The following is a 14294-nucleotide window of genomic DNA, read 5'->3' as shown; positions in this document are numbered from 1 at the left end:
TTCACCGCGTCCTGATCTCCGGCAACAGGTTCTCCCGCTTCAAGAAGAACAAGGTCCCGCCGATGAGCGCGACGGCGATCAGGTAGCCCAGTGCCAGCGACACGGCACCGCCGTTCGCGGGCGGGAGCAGCACACCGAACACCGCGCTGACCCCGGCGAGGATCCACCGCCCCCGGCCGGTGGTGAGGCTGACGGCGAGCAGCGCGACCGTCCACAGGAGATACCACGGCTGCACGACCGGCCCGAGGACCAGCATCGCGGCGAAGGTCAGTCCCGCGCCGTGGAGCGGGTGCGTCTTCTCGCGGTAGGTGTGCCACAACAGCCTGGCCCCGACGGCGAGGCCGAGGATCGCGCCGATGAGCGAGAACACCTTGATGGCATCGTCGGTGAGGTCCGCGCCGAAGATCTTGCCGACCCCGCCGACGAGGAAACCGAGTTCGTTGGTGGGCGCCATCCAGCTGTGGACCTGGCCGGAAACCCCGGAGAGCACGCGGATCCAGCCGAAACCGAGCCCGCTGCCGACTGAGATCGCCACGGTGACCGCGGCGAATCCGGCGGGCAGCCCGAGCGCCACCGCCACCCGTCCGGCGGGTGTCGCCCGGCGGAACAGGTCGACGCCGACGAACAGCAGACCCGCGACGGCCACGATCTTGATGTTCGCGGCGGCGCTCACCGCGATCACGCCCGCCGCGATCAGCGCCGGGCGGGCGGCGCCGGACTTCGCCGCGCCCATGAGGACGAGTTCCAGCCCGGCGACCATCAGCCCGACCATGAGCCCGTCGTTGTGCACGCCCGCGACGATGTGCCACAGCACCAGCGGGTTGAGCAGGGCCAGCCACAGCGCGATCGACGGCGAGACGCCGACGCGGCGGGCGAGCCGGGGGAGCGCCCACGCCATGAGCGCGATACCGGCCAGCCCCAGCAGCCGGTGCAGCAGCACGGTCGGGACGAAGTTTTCCCCGGCGAGGTGGGCGATCGCGCGGGCCAGTGCGACGAACGCCGGTCCATAGGGCGCGGGGGTGTCCCGCCAGTAGTGGCTGACCGCCAGCGTCACCGGCGAATCGGCGCCGAGCGCCTCCGCCGGTCCGACGAGATAGGTGTCGAACCCCTTGGCCGCGATGAGTCCTTGCGCCAGATAGCTGTTGATGTCGCCGCTGAACAGCGGGCGCGCGACCAGCAGTGGCGCGCACCACGAGACCGCGATCCCGTACAGCCGCCGCTCGGGCAGCTCGGCGGCGAGCCGTCCGATGCCCAGCCAGGACAGCACCAGGGTGGCCATCCCGGTGACGCCCAGCGCCACCACCAGCACCGATGGCAGGCCGATCCCGGAGGTGACCAGCACCAGCACCGCGATCCCGAGGAAACCAGCCCAGTGCAACGCCGAGCTGGTCAGCCCGGTCTTCTCCGGCGCGGGCAAGACGTTTTGCATGCGGCCAAACTACTCCAACCGCGAACTCCGGTTCCGCCGATCGTCCGAGAAACCGGCCGGGACGCTTCGAGACCGCGTTCGCCGGGTATCCCCGCGCTGGAGAGGCGGTGATGGGCGTGAAGAAACGCTGGGTGCGTCTCGGCGCGTTCACCCTGGTCGGGTTGCTGATCGTGGGTGCCGTAGTGCAGTTCACCGGGCTGCTGTCGAGGCTCAACCCGTTCGAAACGTCCACTGTGGACCGTTCGCAGCCCGCGGTGCTGCAGGCCATGCGTGACCTCAGCCAGTATCACGCCGCGGTCGGTGACTACCAGGTCATCGTCGACATCGAGAAGGACGTCAAGTGGGTGCCCGCGAGCATCGCCGGGGAGCGGACCCTGTTCGTGGCGGCGGGCTCGGTCGACGCGTACGTCGATTTCGGCTCGCTGGTGGAGAATTCCCTCACCGTCTCGGAAGACCGGAAGTCGGTCGAGGTGCGGTTGCCCGATCCTCAGCTGGCGAAACCCAATCTGGACAACGAGCGCAGCTACGTCTTCGGCCAGGAGCGCGGTCTGATCGACCGGCTCGGGGCGCTTGTCTCCGTGCCGAACCAGCAGCAGTTCCACCTCGCCGCGGAGAAACGGATCGCCGACGCCGCGCAGCACTCCGGCCTCCTCGAGCGCGCCAAGGCCAACACCAAGGCGATGCTCACGGGGATGCTCCAGGCACTCGGCTTCCGCGTGACGTTCCCCGCGGAGCCGACGACCTGATCGGGGACCGGGAAGTGCGCGTACGTGCTGTAGTTGCGATTGCGCTCTTGACCGCGTGACCTCGTGCTGGTGGGCTCAGGGAGTCGAACGGGAGGCGCGATGGTGACGAAGTCGAGGGACAGCCTGATCTGCAAGCCGCTCGCCTCCGGTGAGGTCACCGTCGACGCGCCACCGGAGATCGTGTACCGGCTGGTCAGTGACCCCGTCGCGATGGCGGAGTGTGCCCAGGAGCTTCGTAAGGCTCGCTGGATCCGCGGTGCGACCGAGGCCGCGGTCGGGAACCGGTTCGCGGGCAGCAACCGCAACGGCTGGCGGCATTGGGTGACGCATGCGGAAATCATCGAAGCCGAGCCCGGGCGCCGGTTCGCCTACCGGGTGCGCACGCAGTTCCGGGTGCCGATTTCCCGCTGGGAGTACGACATCCGGTCCGACGGGGACGGCAGCCGAGTCACCGTGACGAACTGGCTGTGGATGCCACCCTGGTTCGTCCCGATCGCCATCTTCATCACCGGCCAGTCCGACCGCGCCGGGGCCAATCGCGCCAATATCGCGATCACGCTGCAGCGGATGAAGGCCCGGGTCGAGGGCCGGGACTGGCGACGTGACTAGCGTCACGCGCCCTCGCGTGCCCGAACGGTGAACTCGCGTGCTTGACGGCGTAACACGCGGTGGGATCCGGCCGTGAGTCCTTTGTGGACTGTCAGCGCGCCACAAGTCGTAAGGGGTCCTCAGGGCACGATCGAATCGACGTAGCCGCCGTCGACCCGGACGGCGGCTCCTGTCGTGGCCGAGGCGAGCGGGGAAGCGAGGTACACCACCAGGTTGGCGATCTCCTCGGGTTCGATGAGCCGCTGCAGCAACGATTGCGGCCGGTGCAGGCGCATGAACTCGCGCTGCGCCTCGTTCCACGGGAGATCCTTGTCGACCAGTTCGTAGACGAAGTCCTCGACACCGCCGGTGTGGGTCGGGCCCGCGATCACCGAGTTGACCGTGACGCCCGTCCCCGCCGCGGTCTTGGCGAACCCGCGGGACACGCCGAGCAACGCGGTCTTCGACACCCCGTAGTGGATCATCTCGGCGGGGATGACGATCGCGGAATCGCTGGCGATGTACTGGATCCGTCCCCAGCCGCGGCTCGTCATCCCCGGCAGGTACGCGCGGGTCAGCCGCACCGCGGCGAGGACGTTGACCTCGAAGTAACGCCGCCACTCGTCATCGGTGATGTCCAAAGGTGACCGCGACCCGAAGATGCCGAGGTTGTTGACCAGGACGTCGATGTCGGGCACCGCCTCCAGAACCCGGTCGGTGCCGTCGCCGGTGGACACGTCCCCCGGTGCCGCGACGACGTCGGCGTCCGGCACCTCGCCACGCAGCCGGTCGATCGCGGCCGTGACACCGGACTCTCCCCGGCCGTTGAGCGCGACCCGGGCACCGGCCTTCGCCAGGCCTGTGGCGATGGCGAAACCGATGCCCTGGGTCGATCCGGTGACCAAGGCCGTCTTCCCGTTCAGGTCGAGTCGCATCGCTCCAGTCTCGCGCAGGAGGTCACCGCCCGCTGGGTGTCAGGCCTCGGTCGCGACCTTCCACAGGTAGCCGTCGGGGTCGGCGAAGTAGCCGGAATACCCGCCCCAGTCGGCTCCGACGGCCTCCTTGACGACGGTCGCGCCCGCCGCGATCGCGGCCCGTATGACTTCGTCGACCTCGTCCCGGGAATCGGTGATGTGGTGGAAGGACGACCCGCGGAAACCCGAGCCTTCGGCGGGCACGCCGGCGTCCTGGGCGGCCGCCTCTCGTGCGTAGAGGACCAGCGACGGGGATCCCTCGCCGAGGGCGCATTTCACGAAGCCGGGGTAGTCCTGCTCTATTTCGCAGCCGAGGCTTTCGGCGTAGAACTTCTTGGCACGGTCGACGTCCTCGACGCCAAGCATAATGGTGCTCACCTGCAACTTTGTCGTCATGAGGCGAGATTAGGACGACCGCGCCGACCCCGCTTCTCGATTCCTGATCACCTCCAGACCGGACTCGCGTGCTTGAAAACCTCGAGCACGCGAATCACGTCTCCGTTCTGGCTCGCTCACAGCTTCCTGCCGTAGGTCCCCGCCTGTCGGCGGCCCGATCATGGCGGTGGTTGTGTGCGGGAGAGTACGGCGGAGGCTAGCGTCGTCCAGCATTTCTGGTCGCTGTCGATCCAGGGACGGTTCTACCTGTTCCGGCCGCTGCTGGTCGGGCTCGTGCTGCTGGTGGCGGCGCTCGGCCGGGCGAGAACACCGAGGAGCCGTCACCGGGTGGGTGATCTAAACAACAAATCGCCGCACAATTGCATCGGGCTGCATCGAACCGAGGGCTTGCCAAGATCATACGCAACGATTCGCCCTTATCCGCGCAGTGAAACGGCAGATATCGTCGTGGGTATGAAGGTCGCTGTCCACCAGGGCTCCTACGCCAAACTCCCCGCCGCGGTCGCGGCGTCGGACGCCGATCTCGTGGTCGCCGCCGAAATGATCACCACCGGCTACCACATCGGCGCCCGTTCCCACGCGCTCGCCGAACCGGCCGACGGTCCGACGGCGGCGCGGATGTCCGCGCTGGCAACGGAAACCGGCGTCGCGCTGGCCTACGGCTATCCCGAGCGCGACGGCGCCCACGTCTACAACAGCGTCCAGCTGATCGGCCCCGGCGGCCGCCGTCTGGCGAACTACCGCAAGACGCATCTGTTCGGCGACATCGACCGCTCCTGGTTCGAGCCGGGCACCGAGGCGGTCGTCCGCGCCGACCTCGGCGGTGTCTCCGTCGGCCTGGTGATCTGTTACGACGTCGAGTTCCCCGAACTGGTGCGGGCGCACGCGCTGGCCGGGACCGAACTGCTGCTGGTGCCGACGGCGCTGATGAGCCCGTACGAACTGGTCGCCGACACACTGGTGCCCGGTCGCGCGTACGAAAGCCAACTGTACGTCGTCTACGCGAACCGGTGCGACACCGAACAGGAACTGACCTACTGCGGCCGGTCCTGCGTCGTCGCCCCGACCGGTGAAGTGCTCGCCCGCGCGGGCGCCGGTCCGGAGTTGATCAGCGCCGACGTCGACAGGACCGCCCTGCTCGTTTCCCGAGCCGAAAACACCCATCTGGCCGACAGGCGGCCCGAGCTGTACCGAGGACTCTCCGCATGACTTCCGCCCTCCCGACCGCGATCCACCACGACGAACCGGCCGGCCGTCCGATCACCATGTTCGGCCCCGACTTCCCGTTCGCCTACGACGATTTCCTCGCCAGCCCCGCCGGTCTCGGCTCGCTTCCGGCCGACCGGCACGGCACCGAGGTGGCGGTGATCGGCGGTGGCCTTTCCGGCATCGTCACCGCGTACGAGCTCATGAAACTCGGCCTGCGTCCGGTCGTGCACGAGATCGCCGAGATCGGCGGCCGCCTGCGCACGGTGAACTTCCCCGGCTGCCCGGACGACGTCGTCGCGGAGATGGGCGCGATGCGTTTCCCGCCCGCGTCCACCGCGCTCTTCCACTACATCGACAAGGTCGGCCTCCAGACGTCGCCGTTCCCGAACCCGCTGGCGCCGGGAACGCCGAGCACCGTCGTCGACCTCAAGGGCGAGAGCCACTACGCGCGCACGGCGGACGAACTTCCCGCCGTCTTCGGCAAGGTCGCCGCCGCCTGGGACAGCACGCTGACCGAGCAGGCCGCGTTCACCGAGATGCAGACCGCGATCCGGGACCGCGACGCGAAGACGATCAAGCGGCTGTGGAACGAACTCGTGCCGCGTCTGGACAACCAGACGTTCTACGGTTTCCTCTGCGACTCACCCGCGTTCGCCTCCTTCCGCGACCGCGAGATCTTCGGCCAGGTCGGCTTCGGCACCGGCGGCTGGGACACCGACTTCCCGAACTCCATCCTGGAGATCCTTCGGGTGGTCTACACCGGCGCCGACGACGAGCACCGCGGCATCGTCGGCGGCAGCAGGCAACTTCCGTCGCGGCTGTGGGAACACGCGCCCGAGGACATCGCTTTCTGGCCCGCCGGGACGAGTTTGAGTTCACTGCACGGCGGAAGCCCGAGCCCCGGCGTCGCCCGGCTGCACCGGACCGCGCCGAACAACATCACCGTGACCGACACCGAAGGCCGCATCCGCACCTATCCCGCGGCGGTGTTCACCGCGCAGAGCTGGATGCTGCTGTCGAACATCGAATGCGACGCGGCGTTGTTCCCGATCGACCACTGGACCGCGATCGAGCGCACGCACTACATGGCGTCGTCGAAGGTCTTCGTCCCGGTGGACCGGCCCTTCTGGCTGGACAAGGACCCGGAGACCGGCCGCGACACGATGAGCATGACGCTGACCGACCGGATGCCGCGCGGCACCTACCTGCTCGGCGACGACCCGGACGCGCCCGCGGTGATCTGCCTTTCCTACACCTGGGCCGACGATTCGCTGAAGTGGCTGCCGCTCTCGGTCTCCGAGCGCGTCGAGGTGATGCTCCAGTCGCTGCGGGAAATCTATCCCGGCGTCGACGTCCGGCGGCACATCATCGGCGACCCGGTGACCGTGTCGTGGGAGGCCGAGCCGCATTTCATGGGCGCGTTCAAGGCGAACCTGCCCGGCCACTACCGCTACCAGCACCGGCTGTTCACGCATTTCATGCAGGACGGCCTCGAAGCCCGGCACCGCGGCCTTTTCCTCGCGGGCGACGACGTTTCGTGGACGGCCGGCTGGGCCGAAGGCGCCGTCCAGACGGCGTTGAACGCGGTGTGGGGCGTGCTGAACCACTTCGGCGGCGCGACCGACCCGGCGAATCCGGGACCGGGTGACGTCTACGACGACATCGCGCCCATCGAACTGCCTGACTGAGCACGGCGGTTCGCGAGCCGGGCCGTGACGGTGGCGAGGAGAACGCCGAGGACCGCGCCGAAGGTGTTCATCAGCCAGTCGTCGGTGTCGCAGGCGCGGCCGATCGCGGGCACGAGTGCCTGCGAGGCCTCGACCACCGCGGACAGCGCCGAGCCCGCGGCGAGCGTGGTCAGCGGGCGCCGGGAGGCCAGCGCGGCGAAGTACACCGGCGGCAGGAACAGCGCGACGTTGGCCAGGAGTTCCACCGCACCCAGCGAGGGCAGGGAGAACTGGACCGTGCACACGATCTCGTCGATCGTCCTGCCGGTGGGCACCAGCGTCAGCGCGAACACCGGTACCAGGGACACCCCGGTGAGCGCCCACAGGAACCGGCGTCTGCCCGCGAGCAGGTGACCGAGGACGGCGCAGACGAGCGCTACCAGCAGGATCGCCACCGGCACGAGGGCGGAGTGGTCGAGCAGGAAGTTCGTGATCATGCGGTGAAGTCGACCTCCGCCGCGGGCACGACGCGCAGCCGCCCGCCGGGGTGGATCGCCGTGCTCAGGATCAGGTTGTGCCGGGCGACGACCTGTCCGGCGGTGAGCCCGGTGGTGGGATCTCCGTCGGCCGACGGCGCGTGGCCGTCGGCGACCAGGACGACGTCCAGGCCGTGACTTTGCGCGGACCGGGCGGTGGCGTCGACGCAGTAGTCGGTCGCCAGGCCGGTCAGCACCACCGTGTCCACGCCCCGTTCGACGAGCAGCGCCGCCAGCCCGGTGCGGTAGAAGGAATCCGTCGCCGTCTTCTCGACCACGAGGTCGGCCGGTTGGAGGCCGAGCAGCGGGCTCAGCCTGGTGCCCGGCGACGCGGGGTCGAAGTCGGTGCCGGACGCGCCGATCTGCCTCAGCGCGATCACCGGGACGCCCTGCTCGCGGGCCTGGCGCGCCAACGTGGCGATCCGGGCCGCCAGTTCCTCGCCGCGCCAGACCAGGGGAACGAGCATTTCCTGCATGTCGACGATCAGCAGCGCGGTTCTCATGGTCGGCAGCCTAGATCGTGTCTCTCGATTCGCTGACTCGTGAGTGTTCCGGGCGCCCGGGTGTCGCGAAAGCCACTTTCGGGACGTCTGGTGTCCTGAAAGTGGCTTTCGCGACATGGCCGTTGGGCATCGCGGACCGACTCGCGCCCGGCGTGGGCGCCAAAGACACGGTTGGCCCTGACCCGAATCACTCACGACAACGCCACGTTGATGGCGCCGCTGCTGGGCTGGGACTCGCACCGGCAGGAGCGCGAGGTCACCCGGGTCGAGGCGGAGCTGCCGAGCTGATCGTGGTGGGAGGCGGACACGGGTCCGCCTCCCGTCCGGCTACTTGAGCCAGTCGAGGTACCGGGTCGCCGCGATGCGGGCGCCGTCCTTGGTGGTGAGGACGTCGCTCTTGACGGCGGAGAACATGCCCGCGGTCTCGTCCACGGTCACCGAACGCGTGTCTCCCTTGGCGGACAAGGTGATCCGGCCCAGTTCGTCCAGCGGGTAGACGTCCGGGCCGCCGACGTCGAGGGTGCCGTTCAGCGGCTTTCCCGCCGAGACCTCGGAAACCGCGGCGGCGACGTCGGCCGCGGCGATCGGCTGGATCGGCGTGCTGGGCAGCCGGACGGTCGTGTCGTCGGACGTCCAGGACAGGACGGCGCCGACGAATTCCATGAACTGGGTGGCGCGGACGATCGAGTAGGGGACGCCGCTGCTCTTGAGGATGTCCTCCTGAAGCGTCTTCGCCCGGTAGTAGTCGAGTTCGGGGACCTGGTCGACGCCGACGATCGACAGGATCACGAAATGCCCGGTGCCCGCCTTCTTCGCCGCGGCGACGAGGTTGTCCATCGAGGCCTGGAAGAACTCGGGGGAGGACTCGTCGAAGGTCGGGGAATTGGTCAGATTGACGACCACGTCGGCGCCGTCGAGCGCGGTGTCCAGACCCTGCCCGGTGAGAAGGTCGACCCCGGTGGACGGCGAATGCGGCACCGCCTCGTGCCCGGCCTCGTTCAGGTTCCCCACGACCTGCGAGCCGATCAGCCCGGTCCCGCCGATGATCGCGAATTTCATGACCAGTGCCCTTCGTCGGTGGATGCCCGCTAACCCGGACACCTCATGTCCGAGATAATACTCAGACATGTTGTGTCCGAGTCAATAGGCGGGTTAGAGTCATCCTGGTGAAGATGTCCGGCGGGGTCGAGTGGGCCCTGCACTGCTGCGTCGTGCTGACCTCGGTCGACGAACCCGCGCCTGCCGCGCGCCTGGCGCAGCTTCACGACGTCTCCCCGAGCTACCTCGCCAAGCAGCTCCAGGCCCTTTCGCGGGCCGACCTCATCCGGTCGGTGCAGGGGAAGGCCGGCGGCTACGTCCTCACGCGGCCGCCTTCGGAGATCACGGTGCTCGACGTCGTCGAGGCCATCGACGGGTCCGGTCCGGCCTTCATCTGCACCGAGATCCGCCAGCGCGGCCCGATGGCGACGCCGCCCGAAGCGTGCACCGCGCCGTGCGCCATCAGTCGGGCGATGGCCGACGCCGAGACGCAGTGGCGGGCGGCGCTGCGCGCGGTCTCCATCGCGGATCTGGCCGACGACGTCAGAGGCGACTACGGCCCCGGCGCGCTCGCCGGAATCGGCGCCTGGTTCAAGGCCGCTGACGGCTAGCCAGAAGCGCGCTTCGCCGCGTGAGACGAGAGGAAAGTTCCCTTCGGCAACCCACACGCGGTACCGGCGCCCTCGTTGCTACTGGTGGGGCGACTGGTGCTGCTGGGGCGTGCTCCGAGTCCGAACGGACGCGACCCCGGATCGCCACTCAAGACCCCCTAGCCTTACGGGGTCCTGGGCCACCGCCAGCGGGAACGCCCGCACGGGGGAGTGCCCGTGCAGGTAGACGGTGCCGAGCACCGCGATACCCAGCCTCCCGCCCCCTTGCTGCACCGCGTTCAGCGGGCCCGCCATCGCCGGCAGGATTCCCGCGAGCGGCAGGAAGCGTTGCGGCCACCGGAGACCCTCGCCGAGTACCAGCCGCTGACCTCGGCGGACCACGCGCTGATCACCGCACTCCGGCACGATGGCCGCACGGGCATCGCGGATCTCGCGCCGCGGCGGGCCTGGCACCGGCGACCGCGGCGCGCCGCTTGGCGGGCCTTCGCGAGGTGGCGACGACTCTGGCCACTCACGAGGGATTGGCCGTCGTCGTCGCCACGACCGGGCCCACGAACTCGGCCGCGCAGGCGTTGTGCCCGGATCCCGCCGCGCTACACCGCTATCTCACGCATCGGCTCGGCGCGTCGCGTGCGATCCACACCGTGCACACCGCGCCGGTGCTGCAAATCGTGAAGGCGGTCGGACCGCTCACCCGGTGAACCGGTCGGCGTGCTCGCTCACCCACTGCGCGAAGGTGCGGGCGGGGCGCCCGGTGACCCGCTCGACGGTGTCGACCACGGTCCTCGCCTCCATCGGCGGATCGGAATGCCAGCCGACGACGTATTCGGCGTCGGCCACCGAGACGCCGTCGGCCAGCAGCCGGTCGATCGCCTGCTGCCGGGTGATCTGGTCCAGATCGAGGTCCCGGCCGAGGGCGGCGCCGAGGATCGCGATCCGTTCGCGGGTGGTCAGGGCCTCCGGGCCGGTCAGGTTGTAGACCTTGCCGGAGTGCCCGTCTTCCACGAGCGCGGTGGCCGCGACGGCACCGATGTCGCCCTCGTGCACCACCGCGCTGGGAAGATCGAACGGCTCGCGGACCACGCCCTCGGCGCGGACGGAGTCGATCCAGGTCAGGGCGTTGGACATGAACTCCTGCGGCTCCAGCCGCGTCCATTCCACGCCGGACTCGGCCATGGCCTGCTCCGTCGGCCCGACGTAACCACCCCAGACGATGGTCATCCGGCGCACGCCCGCCTCGACGGCGCGCTTGACCAGTTCCGCGCCGACGTCGGCGAGTCCGGCGGTGGCGGTGATGTGCAACCGGGTGACGCCATCGAGGGCGTCGGTCAGCGTTTCCGGCGCGGTGTGCGTGCCTTCCACCAGTTCGACCCCTGCCGGAAGCCGGGCTCCGGCGGGATTCCTGGTGAGTGCCCGGACGCGTTCCCCTCGGCGGACGAGTTCGGTCACCACGTGACGGCCGGTGTTCCCGGTGGCCCCTGTTACCAAGACGGTCATCGTTGCTTCCCTTCGTTTTCCGTGAAGGTAAAAGCTCAAGTAATGTGGAAGTCAAGCGGAGCGGCCGGGGATCGGGAGGCGTTCGTGAGCGAGCGCTTCAGCGGGCTCTGCCCGTTCGCCCTGCCGTACACCGCCAAGCGGTGCAATCGGCGGCGCCGGTGGCCGGGTGACTTGTCAAGTCTTAGTTTACGGCAAAAATTAACGGTCTCCGCACCTGTCCGAAACTCTTGACGCCGCCGCCTTGTCCGGTGAGGATCGGCCGGTCCTCGCCTCCCGCAGAATGGACCAGACCATGGCAAGACGTCCCCGCACGTCGTCCCGTGCGCGCCGAAGTCCGCTCATCGCCTTGATGAGCCTCACCCTGCTCGGCGGGGCCGTGGTGGCCGCGCCGACGGCGGGCGCGGCCGAGCAGCCGGTGATCGGGAAGCCCGCGCTCGGCCGGGACGGCTGCGCCCGGATCGAGAAGAGCCTGCCGACGCTCGCCGACTGGCCGAAGGTCGAGAGCCGGTTCAAGGGCAAGACCGGCGACGAGGCTCGGATCGCCCAGATCCTCGGGGGAATGACCCTCGAGGAGAAGGTCGGGCAGATGACGCAGCCCGAGATCGCCGCCATCACCCCCGACGAGGTCCGCCAGTACTCCATCGGCTCGGTCCTCAACGGCGGCGGCTCGTGGCCGAACCAGGACAAACACGCGTCCCAGCAGGACTGGCTGAAGCTCGCCGACTCCTATTGGGACGCGGCGAAGACCAGCCGGACGAAGATCCCGGTGATCTGGGGCATCGACGCCGTGCACGGCAACAACAACGTGTACGGGGCCACCGTCTTCCCGCACAACATCGGGCTCGGCGCGGCGCACGACCCGTGCCTGGTGCGCGATGTCTCCGCGGCGACGGCCCGGCAGATCCGCGCCACCGGCCAGGACTGGGCGTTCGCGCCGACGCTGGCCGTCGTGAAGGACGACCGCTGGGGCCGCACCTACGAAGGGTTCTCGGAGGACCCGCGCATCACCCGCGCGTACGGCTACGAGGCGATCAACGGGCTTCAGGACGGCTCGACCAAACGCATCGGCTACAACGGCGTGATCGGCACCGCCAAGCACTTCATCGGTGACGGCGGCACCCTCAAGGGGCAGGACCAGGGTGTCACCCCGTCGTCCGAAGCCGAGATGATCAACGTCCACGGCCAGGGCTACTACGGCGCGCTCGCGGCCGGTTCCCAGACCGTGATGGTGTCGTTCAACAGCTGGACCAACGCCGAACTCGGGATCGACGAGGGCAAACTGCACGGCAGCGACAAGGCGCTGAACCAGATCCTCAAGGGCAAGATGGGCTTCGACGGCCTCGTCGTGTCCGACTGGAACGGCATCGGCCAGGTTCCCGGCTGCACCAACGCCTCCTGCCCGCGGGCGATCAACGCCGGCATCGACATCGTGATGGTCCCGCACGACTGGAAGGCGTTCATCACGAACACCGTCGCGCAGGTCAACGGCGGTCAGATCCCGGTCTCGCGGATCGACGACGCGGTGACTCGCATCCTGCGCGTCAAGCTGCGTTCGGGGCTGTACGAATCTCAGAAGCCGTCGGACCGTTCCTACGCCAACTCCGACGAAGCGCTGAAGGAGACCTGGCTGGCCCGCGACGCGGCCCGCTCGTCGCAGACATTGTTGAAGAACAACGGAAACGTGCTGCCGCTGAAGCCGAAGTCGAAGGTCCTCGTGGTCGGCAAGAGCGCGGACAGCATCCAGAACCAGACCGGTGGCTGGACGCTGAGCTGGCAGGGAACCGGCAACACCAACGCCGACTTCCCGAACGCGACGTCGATCCTCGCCGGGCTCAAGCAGAACCTCGGCGACGTCAACGTCACCTTCGACGAGAAGGGCGACGCCGACCCGAAGGGTTACGACGCCGTCATCGCCGTCATCGGTGAGACGCCGTACGCGGAAGGCGTCGGCGATCTGACGCGCAAGACACTTGAGGCCTCGAAGCTCTACCCCGAAGACCTGGCCGTGCTGGACAAGGTTCGTGGCAAGGGCACTCCTGTCGTCACCGTCTATGTCGGTGGGCGACCGCTGTACATGAACAAGGAGATCAACCGCTCCGACGCGTTCGTGGCGGCCTGGCTGCCCGGCACCGAAGGCGGTGGCGTCGCCGACGTGCTCGTCAAGGGCGGCTTCAAGGGCACTTTGCCGTACTCCTGGCCCAAGAGCGCTTGCCAGACGCCGCTGAACGCGGGCTCGGCCGAGTACGACCCGTTGTTCAAACTCGGCTACGGCCTCAAGACCGGGCAGCGCGTCACCATCGGGCAACTGGACGAGACCGTCGGCCCGGTGACCTGTGGCTCGACCGGTGGTGGCGGCACCGCCACCGAGGATCTCGAGGTGTTCAACCGCACGGATGTCGCGCCGTACAAGGGTTTCATCGGCTCCGCGCAGAACTGGGGCGGTACCGAGATCGGCCCGGACGGCATCGCTTCACATGCCGAGATCGGCGTCGTCCAGTCCGACGTGAACGTCCAGCAGGACGGGCTCAAGTCGACCTGGACCGGCACCGGCCCGGCGCAGCTCTACTTCCAGAACCCGGCCGGTGCCAACGATCTGCGGGGCTACCTCAACGCCGACGCGGCACTGGAATTCGACACGATCGTGCATCAGGCACCGGCCAACCGGACGGTGATCAGCATGCACTGTGTCTACCCGTGCTTTTCCGAGGTGAACGCGACCAAGCTGTTCACCGACCTGGCGGGCGCGCCGAAGTCGACGGTGAAGATCCCGGTGTCGTGCTTCGCCAACGGGCTGGACCTGGAGAACATCAACACGCCGTTCCTGGTTTACACCGACGGGCGGTTCTCGGCTTCGTTCGCGAACGTGCGGTGGGTGCCGAAGGGAGCTCAGGACCCCGATGCGAGGCCTTGCTCGACTTTGAGCTGACTTCGGGCGCCGCCGCCCGACCGCAATTCGTCCTCTACTTGCGGTCGGGTGAGCGCGCGAGGGGTGCCTGGCTGTCCTTCGGGACACCTTCGGGACACCTTCGGCAGGCGCCGAGGCCGCCGTCCAGGGCGTCGCGAAAGCCACTTTCGGGACGTCTGATGTCCCGAAAGTGGC

At 68.6% G+C, this 14294-nt stretch carries 15 protein-coding genes; 7 read left to right on the top strand and 8 right to left on the bottom strand.

Annotated elements, in window-relative coordinates; all coding sequences use genetic code 11:
• Window position 1: 1 nt before the first annotated feature.
• Window positions 2-1429, bottom strand: coding sequence for a polyprenol phosphomannose-dependent alpha 1,6 mannosyltransferase MptB (gene mptB, locus BS329_RS40440; protein WP_076168754.1), 1428 nt, complete (start codon window positions 1427-1429; stop codon window positions 2-4).
• A gap of 110 nt (window positions 1430-1539) precedes the next feature.
• On the opposite strand from mptB, the gene BS329_RS40435 reads away from it, so the two are divergent.
• Together BS329_RS40435 and BS329_RS40430 are read left to right on the top strand one after the other, a co-directional pair.
• The gene (locus tag BS329_RS40435; RefSeq protein ID WP_076168753.1) at window positions 1540-2175 is read left to right on the top strand and encodes a DUF4230 domain-containing protein; all 636 of its coding nucleotides are present in this window, start codon (window positions 1540-1542) and stop codon (window positions 2173-2175) included.
• A 99-nt stretch (window positions 2176-2274) separates the two neighbouring features.
• On the top strand, window positions 2275-2784 hold the full coding sequence (locus tag BS329_RS40430) for an SRPBCC family protein (RefSeq protein WP_076168751.1): 510 nt from the start codon (window positions 2275-2277) through the stop codon (window positions 2782-2784).
• A gap of 119 nt (window positions 2785-2903) precedes the next feature.
• Here BS329_RS40430 and BS329_RS40425 read toward each other — a convergent pair whose 3' ends face one another.
• Both BS329_RS40425 and BS329_RS40420 read right to left on the bottom strand, forming a co-directional pair.
• Window positions 2904-3698: an SDR family NAD(P)-dependent oxidoreductase gene (locus BS329_RS40425; protein ID WP_076168750.1), complete on the bottom strand. Its 795-nt coding sequence runs from the start codon at window positions 3696-3698 to the stop codon at window positions 2904-2906.
• Between the two features lie 39 nt (window positions 3699-3737).
• Window positions 3738-4133 carry a VOC family protein gene (locus BS329_RS40420; protein WP_076168748.1) on the bottom strand — a complete coding sequence of 132 codons (396 nt, stop codon included), beginning with the start codon at window positions 4131-4133 and terminating at the stop codon, window positions 3738-3740.
• A gap of 453 nt (window positions 4134-4586) precedes the next feature.
• Here BS329_RS40420 and BS329_RS40415 point away from each other — a divergent pair, with 453 nt between their 5' ends.
• Entirely contained in the window at window positions 4587-5342 is a 756-nt protein-coding gene (locus BS329_RS40415; protein WP_076168747.1) for a carbon-nitrogen hydrolase family protein, read from the top strand.
• Window positions 5339-7030: a flavin monoamine oxidase family protein gene (locus BS329_RS40410; protein ID WP_076168745.1), complete on the top strand. Its 1692-nt coding sequence runs from the start codon at window positions 5339-5341 to the stop codon at window positions 7028-7030. The genes BS329_RS40415 and BS329_RS40410 overlap by 4 nt, the downstream gene beginning before the upstream one ends.
• Here BS329_RS40410 and BS329_RS40405 read toward each other — a convergent pair.
• From BS329_RS40405 to BS329_RS40395, 3 genes are all read right to left on the bottom strand, one after another.
• On the bottom strand, window positions 6994-7506 hold the full coding sequence (locus tag BS329_RS40405; RefSeq protein ID WP_076168744.1) for a VanZ family protein: 513 nt from the start codon (window positions 7504-7506) through the stop codon (window positions 6994-6996). The two genes, BS329_RS40410 and BS329_RS40405, sit on opposite strands and share 37 nt — an antisense overlap.
• Complete coding sequence (locus BS329_RS40400; protein WP_084750844.1) at window positions 7503-8048, bottom strand: cysteine hydrolase family protein; 546 nt, start codon at window positions 8046-8048, stop codon at window positions 7503-7505. Before BS329_RS40400 ends, BS329_RS40405 begins: the two co-directional genes overlap by 4 nt.
• Before the next feature lie 327 nt (window positions 8049-8375).
• Complete coding sequence (locus BS329_RS40395; RefSeq protein ID WP_076168742.1) at window positions 8376-9107, bottom strand: SDR family oxidoreductase; 732 nt, start codon at window positions 9105-9107, stop codon at window positions 8376-8378.
• 113 nt (window positions 9108-9220) lie between these two features.
• Between BS329_RS40395 and BS329_RS40390 the strand changes: the two genes are divergently transcribed.
• Window positions 9221-9697, top strand: a complete 477-nt coding sequence (locus BS329_RS40390; RefSeq protein ID WP_076168741.1) for an RrF2 family transcriptional regulator — start codon at window positions 9221-9223, stop codon at window positions 9695-9697.
• A 78-nt stretch (window positions 9698-9775) separates the two neighbouring features.
• On the opposite strand, the gene BS329_RS40385 is transcribed toward BS329_RS40390, so the two are convergent.
• Window positions 9776-10150 (bottom strand): hypothetical protein, encoded by a 375-nt coding sequence (locus BS329_RS40385; RefSeq protein ID WP_076168739.1) that lies wholly within the window; start codon window positions 10148-10150, stop codon window positions 9776-9778.
• A gap of 38 nt (window positions 10151-10188) precedes the next feature.
• Here BS329_RS40385 and BS329_RS40380 point away from each other — a divergent pair, with 38 nt between their 5' ends.
• Complete coding sequence (locus tag BS329_RS40380; protein ID WP_143253434.1) at window positions 10189-10398, top strand: hypothetical protein; 210 nt, start codon at window positions 10189-10191, stop codon at window positions 10396-10398.
• Here the strand turns inward: BS329_RS40380 and BS329_RS40375 are convergent.
• Entirely contained in the window at window positions 10388-11194 is an 807-nt protein-coding gene (locus BS329_RS40375; protein WP_076168736.1) for an NmrA family NAD(P)-binding protein, read from the bottom strand. The two genes, BS329_RS40380 and BS329_RS40375, sit on opposite strands and share 11 nt — an antisense overlap.
• 349 nt (window positions 11195-11543) lie before the next feature.
• Here BS329_RS40375 and BS329_RS40370 point away from each other — a divergent pair, with 349 nt between their 5' ends.
• Entirely contained in the window at window positions 11544-14120 is a 2577-nt protein-coding gene (locus tag BS329_RS40370) for a glycoside hydrolase family 3 protein (protein WP_076168734.1), read from the top strand.
• Window positions 14121-14294 lie beyond the last annotated feature (174 nt).

It is taken from the genome of Amycolatopsis coloradensis (assembly GCF_001953865.1).
Taxonomy (GTDB): Bacteria; Actinomycetota; Actinomycetes; order Mycobacteriales; family Pseudonocardiaceae; genus Amycolatopsis; species Amycolatopsis coloradensis.
This window is presented reverse-complemented; position numbering and strand designations above follow the sequence as displayed.

Bases quoted from the DNA above. Each gene is read 5' to 3' on its own strand.
- BS329_RS40420 (WP_076168748.1), bottom strand. From the start codon at position 4,133: ATGACGACAAAGTTGCAGGTGAGCACCATTATGCTTGGCGTCGAGGAC.
- BS329_RS40415 (WP_076168747.1), top strand. From the start codon at position 4,587: ATGAAGGTCGCTGTCCACCAGGGCTCCTACGCCAAACTCCCCGCCGCG.
- BS329_RS40375 (WP_076168736.1), bottom strand. From the start codon at position 11,194: ATGACCGTCTTGGTAACAGGGGCCACCGGGAACACCGGCCGTCACGTG.
- BS329_RS40410 (WP_076168745.1), top strand. From the start codon at position 5,339: ATGACTTCCGCCCTCCCGACCGCGATCCACCACGACGAACCGGCCGGC.
- BS329_RS40405 (WP_076168744.1), bottom strand. From the start codon at position 7,506: ATGATCACGAACTTCCTGCTCGACCACTCCGCCCTCGTGCCGGTGGCG.
- BS329_RS40435 (WP_076168753.1), top strand. From the start codon at position 1,540: ATGGGCGTGAAGAAACGCTGGGTGCGTCTCGGCGCGTTCACCCTGGTC.
- BS329_RS40425 (WP_076168750.1), bottom strand. From the start codon at position 3,698: ATGCGACTCGACCTGAACGGGAAGACGGCCTTGGTCACCGGATCGACC.
- BS329_RS40430 (WP_076168751.1), top strand. From the start codon at position 2,275: ATGGTGACGAAGTCGAGGGACAGCCTGATCTGCAAGCCGCTCGCCTCC.
- mptB (WP_076168754.1), bottom strand. From the start codon at position 1,429: ATGCAAAACGTCTTGCCCGCGCCGGAGAAGACCGGGCTGACCAGCTCG.
- BS329_RS40400 (WP_084750844.1), bottom strand. From the start codon at position 8,048: ATGAGAACCGCGCTGCTGATCGTCGACATGCAGGAAATGCTCGTTCCC.
- BS329_RS40390 (WP_076168741.1), top strand. From the start codon at position 9,221: ATGTCCGGCGGGGTCGAGTGGGCCCTGCACTGCTGCGTCGTGCTGACC.
- BS329_RS40395 (WP_076168742.1), bottom strand. From the start codon at position 9,107: ATGAAATTCGCGATCATCGGCGGGACCGGGCTGATCGGCTCGCAGGTC.
- BS329_RS40370 (WP_076168734.1), top strand. From the start codon at position 11,544: ATGAGCCTCACCCTGCTCGGCGGGGCCGTGGTGGCCGCGCCGACGGCG.